We start from the raw sequence: 10,778 nt of genomic DNA on the forward strand, positions 1-10,778 counted from the left end.
GACTTGAACAATCTTATTGTACACCTTCGAGGAAAGCTTTTTTTTTTGCTATAAGCTTTTGTCTCTCACCCGCATAGCGGGTGGTTTATTATGAAAATATTTCGCTTCGCTACATATTTTCACAGGCTCACGAGCCCATAATAAGAAAGGACCATTAAATACTTCTCTTAAAATAAAAAAAAGGCGCCTTACTTATGTAAAGCGCCCTTTTTTAAACTAATCTAATACTTAGCAGTTTTCAGCGAAGTATTTAATAGTCCTTACCATCTGAGATGTGTAAGAGTTTTCGTTATCGTACCAAGAAACAACCTGTACCTGATATGTATCATCGTCGATCTTAGATACCATTGTCTGAGTTGCATCGAAAAGTGAACCGAAGCGCATTCCGATAACGTCAGAAGAAACGATTTCATCTTCGTTGTAACCGAAAGATTCAGTTGCAGCAGCTTTCATTGCAGCATTGATTCCTTCCTTAGTTACATTTTTACCCTTTACAACTGCTGTAAGGATAGTTGTTGATCCAGTAGGTGTTGGAACACGCTGAGCTGAACCAATGAGTTTTCCGTTCAATTCAGGAATTACAAGACCGATAGCCTTTGCAGCACCTGTTGAGTTAGGAACGATGTTCTGTGCACCAGCACGTGAACGGCGGAGGTCACCCTTGCGCTGTGGTCCGTCAAGGATCATCTGATCGCCAGTGTAAGCATGGATTGTAGACATGATACCAGAAGCGATTGGAGCGTAGTCATTAAGAGCCTTAGCCATTGGAGCAAGACAGTTAGTTGTACAAGAAGCTGCAGAGATGATGTTGTCATTCTTTGTAAGAGTCTTGTGGTTTACATTGTAAACGATTGTAGGAAGGTCGTTTCCAGCTGGAGCTGAAATTACAACTTTCTTAGCACCTGCTGTGATGTGAGCAGCAGCCTTGTCTTTTGCTGTATAGAAACCTGTACATTCAAGAACAACGTCTACTTTGTTAGCTGCCCAAGGACAGTTAGCTGCATCTTTTTCTGCAGAAATTTTGATTTCTTTTCCGTCTACGATGATTGAATCATCAGTAGCTGATACAGTGTGTTTTCCTTCACCGATGCGGCCCATGAAACCACCCTGTGCTGTATCGTACTTCAAGAGGTGAGCAAGCATTTTTGGGCTTGTCAAATCGTTGATAGCAACAACTTCATAACCATCAGCTTCGAACATCTGACGGAAAGCCAAACGACCAATACGGCCAAATCCATTAATAGCAACTCTTACTGCCATAATAGTAACTCCTTTTTTACAAGAATGTAATATTCATAACTTTAATGAATTTATACAATAAATTCAACAACATGAGGCCTTTAAGAGCCCCTTGTTTTACTTAGAACGGCCGATTTCTGCAACTGAAGTTACAAGACCTGCAAGATTCTGAATGTCTGAAGGAACAATAATCTTTGTAGCCTTTCCATCTGCGACCTTTTCAAGAGCTTCAAGGCTTCTGAGTTTAATAACCTTATCATCTGCCCCAGCCTCTTTTATAAGCTGAAGACCTTTTGCTGTAGCTGTCTGAACTTCAAGAATGGACTGAGCTTCACCTTTAGCACGGTTAATTGCAGCTTCCTTTTCTGCTTCTGCTTCAAGAATCATTGCCTGCTTTTTACCTTCTGCTTCAAGAATGGCACTCTGCTTGTGACCTTCTGCAATAAGAATCTGTTCACGGCGTTCACGTTCAGCACGCATCTGTTTTTCCATAGCTTCCTTAATTGCTTCAGGCGGAATAATATTCTTTACTTCTACACGGTTTACTTTAATTCCCCATGGGTCAGTAGCTTCATCAAGAATACTGCGCATCTTTGTATTAATTACATCGCGGCTGGTAAGAGTCTGGTCAAGTTCCAGTTCACCAATAATATTACGCAATGTTGTTGCACTTAAATTTTCCAGGGCATTAATTGGTTTTTCAACACCGTACATGTAAAGTTTAGGATCTGTAATCTGAAAATAAACAACGGTATCAATCATCATGGTAACATTGTCTTTTGTAATTACAGGCTGAGGTGGAAAATCCAGAACCTTTTCCTTAAGGGAAATCATAGGTGACATACGGTCAATAAATGGGACCTTAACGTGAATACCAACTCCCCAGGTTGAATTGTAACCACCAAGACGTTCAATAATTACTGCATGTGACTGAGGAATTACCCTCACATTTGATAAAATCAAAATCAGTAAAATAAAAAGAAGAGCCATTACAACATAAGACATAGATAAACCTCCGGATTAAAAAATTAATCTTATTATATTTAATTATTTGCTACTCAAGCCATGCACCAAAAACCCAGGCAGAAGTTGATTCAGCAGGGAAAACATTTTGAATAAGATCCCCTTCAGATGAATAGTCATCATTAACAGGAGAAACTTTTACCCAGCAGGAAACAAGACCGTCAATTACAGTTTTCTCTCCAACTTCTTCTATTTTTAATAACGTTCCGGGATTCAGCAGACATAATGTCAAAGATCCTGAATCCGGAGACTGATGCATCGGAAGCAGGCATATAGGATTGCAGAACTGTCCGACCTTTTTGACTTTTTTATTTCCCTCAGGAGCACCAGAATAATACTGACCTTCTTCAAAAAGATAAGGTGCAGATTTTTTCTGGCCGTAAAAATAATAGCTGCCAACTTCAACAGTCTCACCATCTTTACCCGTCACATGACAGACTACAATTCCTTTAGGAGTAAAATAATAATAATCCCTAATTCCGGACCTTTCATCATAAAAACTGTATTCATACTCACATACAGGGAAAGTCTTTATAACAGATTCATCCACTTTTAAACTGTAGATTTTTATTTTATAGCCTTCACTGATTTTCTTTTCTATAATAAAAGGAAGGGGTTTCTTAAAATTAAGGGGATAAGCAAGAGTAAAATTAATTTCAGAAGAATCAATTTTTACCTTTTTAGAATTACCTTCTGCATCCACATAACGTATTTGATTAACCCTGTATCCATCAGACTGAGCAATATTTGCGGATTCATAAGTTTCATTTAAATTAAGGTCTCTGCTTACAGCATCCATTGAAAGACCATAGGTATTGTAATTAATATCCTTTAAGGCTCTTTGTACATAAAGATGAAGTTCATTTCCCTTTTCATCATGAACTGTAGAGATATCGTCTTTAGAAACAAAATCAATTCCACGAATGTAGCATAAACACCTGCAGCCGTCATCATCCAGATAAGTTCCTTCATAAACAGGATAAAGAAGTCCACCAGATTCTGTCTCTTTACCTGCAATACCATAACCAACTACATATTCAAGTTCTACAAAAGTTCCAGCTTTTAAATAGAAAACACAACCGCAGATAGAAGCTGCTACAGCAGGACAAAAACCAAGACAGTCTGCTATAACGTAGCCTTCAAGTCTTGGGTTTTCATAATTACAGAAATTTTCAAGACAGGAGTTATAGTAAAGACTGTCTTTATCTTCTTTCTGCCATGTATCACTATAATTTTCCTTATAATTCATTCCTTCTTCATCAGGAAAAAATGGTAAGTCTATATATTTTACAGTTTTGGAAAGCTCTAATAATTCCTTATAGGAAAGGGGATTGGTTTTTTGAAGATAGCCGCCAAAAACCCAGCCGCACTCTTCTACTTCATAGTCCTTCCATTCAGCCTGAGGAAGGGCAATTTTAACCCAGGGTGCAGTAATCCCGTCTATGACAGTCTCTTTACCGATTTCACGAAGAAGAACATAAGAGCCATGTATCAATCCGCTTATACGCTCCGACTTTAAGTCTGGTGCAGATCTGATTTTTAATCCTTCTTTTGAATTAACATACATTCCTTCGAGAATGCTTCCATCCTCTTTATAATAATCATTTGTTGCTGCAAAAGAAAAGGATGCTGCCAACAACAAAAATCCACAGATTAAAGATTTAACTTTTTTCATAATGTTTCCTTATTAATGATTTACAATTTTTTTTTATTTTTTTATGGCTACCTTTACTGTATTTCCTTCAACAGAAATTACAGTACAGATCTGGCTGGAAGCAATCAATTGATCATCGGGATTTTCAAGAGCTGCTGTCCACAAAATTCCACCGGAAGATTTTACGCTTCCTTTTTTAAATTTTGAAATTTCATCAACAACAATAACTTCCTGTCCAACAATTGCGGCTACGTTTGTCACTTCCTTTCCCACTTTAAGTTTTTTAATTGCAAAAGGTCTGGTAAACAAAATCAGGGCAATAGTAATAATTAAAAAAATTATCAGCTGCCAGACAAAGGGTATTGGGGTAAATGAAATAAATACCATAAGCAGAGCTGCAAGAGCTGCCCATATAGTGGTCAATGCAAAAGTCAGGGCTTCAATAACAGTAGAGATAACTACGATGGCAAGCCAGAACCAGTATAAATGTGATATTAAATATTGAATCATACTTAAATGATATAACTAAAAGTCAGGATTTATCAATGATTTTATTCATATAATTAATTACTTTCTTTTTATCCCCACTCCACTCCGGTGCTACAAGAATTTTCTTAGGGCCGTCTCCTGTCATACGGTGAATTACAGTCTGAGGAGGAAGAATCTTAAGGCATTTTACAACCAGACCTGCATATTCCTCCATAGAAAAAATTTTAAAAGGATGTTCCCTGTATTCTTTTTCAAGGGGAGTATTTTTTAATACATGAAGCAGCTGTATTTTAATTCCTTCAAGAGGCGGATTAAGGCTGGCAAGATATCTTACAGTATCCAGCATCATTTCTTCACTTTCTCCGGGAAGACCTAAAATTACATGTACAATAACGGTAATTCCTGCAGCCCTTAAAGTTCTGTAAGCCTTTTCAAAAACATCAAGACTGTAACCCCTGTTTATATGACGGGCACTTTCTTCGTGAATTGTCTGAAGGCCAAGCTCTACCCATACCGGTTTTATGGATGAAAGTTTTTTTAACATATCCATAACATCTTCATTAATACAGTCAGGCCGGGTTCCAAGAGAAAGAATTACAATATCCGGTCTACTTAAAACCTTAGAATAAAGGCTGTAAAGTCTGTCTGTATCACCATAGGTATTGGTATAGGATTGATAATAGGCAATAAATTTTCTCTGCTCTTCCGGAATACTTTTAGGAAACTTTGCAATTACTTTTTTCTTTGCCTCTTCTATATCACTTACAGCAAAGTCACCGCTTCCCCCTTCTGAACAGAAAGTACAGCCGCCGTAAGAAATTTTCCCATCACGATTGGGACAACTGCATCCTGATGAAAGGGAAAGTTTGTAAACTTTTGTTCCGTAGATTTCTGTAAGATATTCACTGGCTGTTTTAATTTTCATTTGAATAAAGTATTTCATATAAAAATACCGGGGTCAATAAAAGAAAAATCCCTCTTATCTTAAAATAAAGTGTAAGCAGGCTTAAAAAAATTTTTTTCTTGACTGCTGAATTTTCAGGGCTTAAGATTTTTATCATAGGATTTCTGAAATCGTTTTCAGAAATTCAATTTTAAAAAGTTCTTAAGGAGGACAACATGGCATTAAGAAAATTTCTGTCCTGTTCACTGGCACTGCTTTCTACAGCAGTAATCACCCTTGCAGCCGAGAGCTACACTTCTGCTAACTGGATGTCCCAGATCAGCGACTCTGCTCAGGTATCTGCCATTTCTATTCCAGGCACCCATGATTCAGGAGCTACTTACGAAAGTGTTTATGGAACAGCTAAATGTCAGTCTTTAAGCATTACTGACCAGCTTGAAGCGGGAGTACGTTATCTTGATATCAGATGCCGCAACTATGAAGATGCCTTTGTAATTCATCATGGTTCAGTTTACCAGCATTTAAACTTTGATGATGTACTTACTGCCTGTCAGACCTTCCTTTCTGAAAATCCTACAGAAACAATTATCATGTCAGTAAAAGAAGAATACGATGCCTATGGTAATTCAAAAAGTTTTGAAACAGTTTTTCTCGAATACATGGATTCCTATTCAGACCTTTTCTGGACCCATTCATACATTCCTTCACTGGGAGACGTAAGGGGTAAAATTGTTCTTTTAAGAAGATTCAGTGCCAGCACATGGCCTTTAGGACTTAACGCTTCTTCCGGCTGGGGAGACAATACAACTTCTACCATCAGCTATTCAAACTGCACATTAAGGATTCAGGACAGCTATAAAGTAGGAAGCAATTCAAATAAGTGGTCAACAATTACTTCCCTTTTTAATGAAGCTTTAAGCGGCTCAAGCTCTACTCTTTACCTTAACTACACCAGCGGCTACAAATCCTTTTTAGGTATTCCAAACATCAGATATGTATCAAATACAATTAACAGCAACCTTTCTTCCTACTTTGCAGATGCTTCAGGAAGATACGGAACAGTTATTATGGATTTTGCAACAGAAGACCTTGCAGAAGCAGTTTACCAGACAAATTTCTAAACGCTGATTTTAAGGAGGAATAAAATGAAAAGATTTTTTAAGTATACAGCTGCCCTTATAGCAGCAGCCTTAAGCTTTACTGCCCTTTCCTGCACAGGCCAGAGCTCAGATGAAAGTGCTGCTGTTCTTACAGACGGAACAACAAGCTACATATTTAATCAGGACGGTAGCTGGAAATGTAACTGTGATAAAAAAATAGTTGCGTCCGGTACATATTGTGGTAATATAGAATCTGATTCAAAAATAAATATTTATTTTGAAAATATGGACCAGGGGTCAGGACTTGAAGAATGCTCATACAGCACAGTAATAGAAATAAACAATTCCATTTACAATGACGGGGACAGTATTTATACCCTTAAGTGATTTATTAATGATTTCAATAGTAAGATTTCTTACTGATTTACAAAAGTTTTTTTGAGGAAGAGGAGAGCTTTTGTACCCTGACAAGGTACTGTCATGAGGCCGGTCTTATGAATAATCAGTGACCGGCTTCATTTTTTTTATAAGATATTTTTTTCTCAGCTTATCTTTCCAAGTTCCTTACATTCAGCAAGAGCTGCTTCATCAGGAGTAAGCTGTACTTTAAGGCCTTCGCCATTAAGAACTGTTGCACCAGCAGAAGTAATACGGTCAGCCCAGTCCCTGAGCCACTGTCCGTCACCCCAGTCATAGCTTCCAAAAATTGCAACTTTTTTTGATGCAAGGGAACCCTCAAGACCTGTATAGAAGTCTTCCATTGAATCTTCAAGAACTTCATCACCCATAGCAGGGCTACCAAGAATAATTACATCACAGGCAGCAACTACAGCTGCATCTGCTTCAGAAGCCTGAGCAAAAACAAGATCTGCACCACTTTCCTTTACACCTTCTGCAACGGCATTTGCCATAGCTTCTGTGTTTCCTGTTGTACTTGCATAAATAACTGCTTTTTTCATTTTAACAAACCTCCTTCATTATGTTTGCTTTATAATTCGTGCTGATATCCACCACGTTAAGACCCTTGTCATAAAGAGCACAGCATTCATCTGAACACTTTCTGTACTCCTTCATTTTGCGGCAGGCACTTTCTACATCACCATAAACTGCCCAGCTGCCTGTATACTTACTGCCCCTGCCCCCAAATCGTTCAAAACACTTTACATCCTCCAGGGGATAACCTAAAAAAAGACCTACTTCATGAGGAAAACCAGAACTTTTATTTTCACAAAGCCTTCTGAAAAGTTCATGGAGGATTTTTTCTGAACCTTTGTTGACAGGATAATTTTTTTCCTTAAGATAAGAGATGGCATTAAATTCACATACTGTTTTTTCCAGAAGATTCTGGTCATAAACAAAAATCAGATAGGTACACAAAGTCTTTAACACAACAAGTTTTCTGCCAAAAGCAGAGAGAGACTGATTCCATTTTCTGATTCTTGGAAATACCTGAAAGAAAGTATCTTCTGTCATGGAAAAAAGGCAGGAAGGTTTTATGCCGCACAAAGCTGGAGAAGCAAACTTAAGGACAACTTTATCAAAACTCATTTTGTTCTTTCCATAAAAAAAAAGCAGGTGTATGTGAGTTTCTTTTTGTGGCTGTGTAAGGAGAATACGAACATACACCCGCTTAATTTCGAGGTTAGTAGTTAGTTTTAACTAACTGTGGTTACTATAAGCTAACTCTAATTTTTAGTCAATACTTTTTTTAAAAAATTTTTTTTTTTGTTTTTTAAAACAAAAAGGCTGCAAAATTAATTGCAGCCTTTTTATCTTACAGGATTATTTTTTTTTGTACTGTTAAATTATTTTGTTACGTTAAACTTAAAGAAGAGTACGTCTCCATCCTGTACAACGTAATCCTTGCCTTCCTGACGGTATTTTCCTGCAGCCTTAATTTCTGCTTCACTTCCGTACTGGCGAAGGTCATCTACAGTATAAGCTTCTGCCTTAATAAAGCCCTTTTCAAAATCAGTGTGAATAACACCTGCAGCCTGAGGAGCTTTATCTCCTGCATGAATTGTCCAGGCACGGCATTCATCAGGTCCACCGGTAAAGAAAGTTCTTAAGCCCATAAGGTGATATACGTGGCGGGCAAGAACAGAAAGTCCGCTTTCCTTAAGGCCTACAGCATCCATAAATTCCTTATGGTCATTTTCGTCTGTAATGTCAGAAAGATCCGATTCAAATTTTCCGCAGATTACAATTACTTCTGATTTAGTTTCATCAGCAATTTTCTTTACTGTTTCTACGTATTTATTTGTTCCTTCAGAAATTGTGTCTTCATCAATATTACATACAAAAACCTGAGGCTTGATTGTAAGAAGATGAAGGTCATAAACAGCAGCTTTTTCTTCATCAGTAAGGTCAGCCATACGGGCACACTTACCTTCTGTAAGAAGAGGCTTAATTTTTTCTACTGCACTAAAATATGGAGCAAGGCGTTTTTCTTCATCCTTACCAAGAGCACGAATCTGTTTAGTAATTTTTTCTGCACGCTTAGTAATTGTATCAAGGTCAGCCTGAGCAAGTTCAAAGTCAATGGTAAGAATATCACTTTCTGGATCAATAGGAGCATCTGTCTTAGCATCATCACGAACATGCTGAATGTCAGGATTGTCAAAGCAGCGTACTACATGAGCAATAACAGCTGTCTCACGAATATTTGCAAGGAACTGGTTACCAAGACCTTCACCCTTTGAAGCACCCTTAATAAGTCCGGCAATATCAACAAAATCTACGGAAGCAGGAATCTTCTTTTTTGGCTGAAATACACTGGCCATAAAATCAAGACGTTCATCAGGAAGATCTACAACACCTGTATTAGGATCAATCGTACAGAAAGGATAATTTGCAGCTTCTGCAGGAGCCTTTGTAAGAGCACTGAAAATAGTTGACTTACCTACATTAGGAAGTCCGACAATACCACAAGTAAGTTTCATATATATACCTTAATTTAAAAAATTTCTTAGGGACAATATAAAACTTTTACGGACTTTATACAATTGAATCAGTGTTCGGGGATCAGTGTTTAGGATTAACAGGCTTTTCTTCGTCGTAGTCAATTACGGTTTTAGAAGCAATAAATCTTGAATATTCAGCCTTCCACATAAGATGAGCATCGCTTTTGTCATAGGCTTCCAGGGCACTTTTATCCATATCAATCTGAATCATAATATCAGAGCGACCGTCTAAATTATTGCAGTTTCTGAATACTTTAACTGAATGAATTCCTTCGATTTCAAGACATTCATCAAAGAGCTTTTTAATCTGCATGATGAAGGAATTTTCTATTTTCATTGAAATATCAGGATTAAATTTTACGATAATACAGTGCTTCATATGCAGCCTCCTTAAAAAGTCTTTCTTCCATTATAAAGCACTTTTTTGTTATTACAAATTTTTTTTGAATATAAAAAAAATGTCCGGACAAAGAAGATAACTTCAATAAAGTCCGGACAGTTTTATAAGGCTTTTCTTTTATAAAAAAAGAAATTACATACAGGTGTATCCGCCGTCTACAGGAAGATTTACACCAGTAACATAGGTAGATGCAGGACTTGCAAGGAATACTGCAGCTGAATCAAGTTCACCTTCGTTTCCATAGCGTTCCATTGGAATCATAGTCTTTGCATTCTGCTGGAAGAAATCTGAATCAAGAGTTTCTTTTGTAAGTGGTGTATAGAAATATCCAGGACAGATTGAGTTTACTGTAATATTGTATTTACCCCATTCTGCTGCAAGGGCACGGGTAAGGTTTACTACACCACCCTTAGCTGCATGATAAGGAGCAGAGCCTGCAATCTTGTTTCCTACAAGACCATACATAGAAGCAATGTTAATAACACGGCCATACTTTGCAGGAATCATTGCTTTTTTTGCAACAGCCCTGGCAACTTTGAAAGTACCAAAAAGGTCTACATTCATTTCGCCGTTAAACTGATCATCTGTAATATCTTCAGCCGGAGCAACAGCACCTGTACCGGCATTATTGATTACAATATCAATACGACCGAATTTTGCCATTACTTCATCTACAGCTGCATTAACCTTGTCAGTATCAGTAATGTCACACTGAACTGCAAGAGTTTCAACTTTATATGTATCAGCAATTTCTTTTGCAACAGCTTCAATCTTTTCCTTTCTGCGTGCAATAGCGACAATTTTAGCACCCTGATTAGCAAGGGCTTTTGCCATCTGAACTCCAAGACCTGTTGAACAACCAGTTACAATAGCAACCTGTCCTGTTAAATCAAAATAATTTTTCATCCATGCCTCCATAGCATAACATAATTTGACATTATATCTGATTTTGTCATATCCGTACACAAATAATTTTTAAATGATACTTTGTCTCAAGATAAAGATT

At 37.4% G+C, this 10,778-nt stretch carries 12 protein-coding genes; 2 read left to right on the top strand and 10 right to left on the bottom strand.

The features are described 5' to 3' along the window. Positions 1 to 228 precede the first annotated feature (228 nt). The 5 genes from gap to mnmL form a co-directional block, all read right to left on the bottom strand. A complete protein-coding gene (gap, locus tag K6D58_RS03100) occupies positions 229 to 1,260 on the bottom strand; it encodes a type I glyceraldehyde-3-phosphate dehydrogenase (RefSeq protein ID WP_296827473.1) in 1,032 nt (343 codons plus the stop codon). A gap of 96 nt (positions 1,261 to 1,356) precedes the next feature. Then, positions 1,357 to 2,244: an SPFH domain-containing protein gene (locus tag K6D58_RS03105; RefSeq protein ID WP_296827475.1), complete on the bottom strand. Its 888-nt coding sequence runs from the start codon at positions 2,242 to 2,244 to the stop codon at positions 1,357 to 1,359. A gap of 49 nt (positions 2,245 to 2,293) precedes the next feature. Then, positions 2,294 to 3,937 carry an SH3 domain-containing protein gene (locus K6D58_RS03110; RefSeq protein WP_296827478.1) on the bottom strand — a complete coding sequence of 548 codons (1,644 nt, stop codon included), beginning with the start codon at positions 3,935 to 3,937 and terminating at the stop codon, positions 2,294 to 2,296. A 33-nt stretch (positions 3,938 to 3,970) separates the two neighbouring features. Further along, positions 3,971 to 4,426 (bottom strand): NfeD family protein, encoded by a 456-nt coding sequence (locus K6D58_RS03115; RefSeq protein WP_296827480.1) that lies wholly within the window; start codon positions 4,424 to 4,426, stop codon positions 3,971 to 3,973. A gap of 22 nt (positions 4,427 to 4,448) precedes the next feature. Beyond that, on the bottom strand, positions 4,449 to 5,330 hold the full coding sequence (mnmL, locus tag K6D58_RS03120; RefSeq protein ID WP_296827482.1) for a tRNA modification radical SAM protein MnmL/YtqA: 882 nt from the start codon (positions 5,328 to 5,330) through the stop codon (positions 4,449 to 4,451). Between the two features lie 194 nt (positions 5,331 to 5,524). Here mnmL and K6D58_RS03125 point away from each other — a divergent pair, with 194 nt between their 5' ends. Both K6D58_RS03125 and K6D58_RS03130 read left to right on the top strand, forming a co-directional pair. Next, on the top strand, positions 5,525 to 6,430 hold the full coding sequence (locus K6D58_RS03125; RefSeq protein WP_296827484.1) for a phosphatidylinositol-specific phospholipase C: 906 nt from the start codon (positions 5,525 to 5,527) through the stop codon (positions 6,428 to 6,430). Between the two features lie 24 nt (positions 6,431 to 6,454). Beyond that, entirely contained in the window at positions 6,455 to 6,796 is a 342-nt protein-coding gene (locus K6D58_RS03130; RefSeq protein WP_296827486.1) for a hypothetical protein, read from the top strand. A 155-nt stretch (positions 6,797 to 6,951) separates the two neighbouring features. On the opposite strand, the gene K6D58_RS03135 is transcribed toward K6D58_RS03130, so the two are convergent. The 5 genes from K6D58_RS03135 to K6D58_RS03155 all read right to left on the bottom strand — a co-directional run bounded on the left by K6D58_RS03135 (position 6,952) and on the right by K6D58_RS03155 (position 10,678). After that, positions 6,952 to 7,368 (bottom strand): flavodoxin, encoded by a 417-nt coding sequence (locus K6D58_RS03135; protein WP_296827489.1) that lies wholly within the window; start codon positions 7,366 to 7,368, stop codon positions 6,952 to 6,954. A 1-nt stretch (position 7,369) separates the two neighbouring features. After that, the gene (locus K6D58_RS03140) at positions 7,370 to 7,957 is read right to left on the bottom strand and encodes a DUF3793 family protein (RefSeq protein ID WP_296827492.1); all 588 of its coding nucleotides are present in this window, start codon (positions 7,955 to 7,957) and stop codon (positions 7,370 to 7,372) included. Between the two features lie 257 nt (positions 7,958 to 8,214). Continuing rightward, positions 8,215 to 9,351: a redox-regulated ATPase YchF gene (ychF, locus tag K6D58_RS03145; protein WP_296827494.1), complete on the bottom strand. Its 1,137-nt coding sequence runs from the start codon at positions 9,349 to 9,351 to the stop codon at positions 8,215 to 8,217. 82 nt (positions 9,352 to 9,433) lie between these two features. Beyond that, positions 9,434 to 9,751 carry an antibiotic biosynthesis monooxygenase family protein gene (locus tag K6D58_RS03150; RefSeq protein WP_296827497.1) on the bottom strand — a complete coding sequence of 106 codons (318 nt, stop codon included), beginning with the start codon at positions 9,749 to 9,751 and terminating at the stop codon, positions 9,434 to 9,436. A 153-nt stretch (positions 9,752 to 9,904) separates the two neighbouring features. After that, positions 9,905 to 10,678, bottom strand: a complete 774-nt coding sequence (locus tag K6D58_RS03155; RefSeq protein ID WP_296827499.1) for an SDR family oxidoreductase — start codon at positions 10,676 to 10,678, stop codon at positions 9,905 to 9,907. Positions 10,679 to 10,778: the final 100 nt, after the last annotated feature.

Source organism: Treponema sp. (assembly GCF_024696245.1).
Taxonomy (GTDB): Bacteria; Spirochaetota; Spirochaetia; order Treponematales; family Treponemataceae; genus Treponema_D.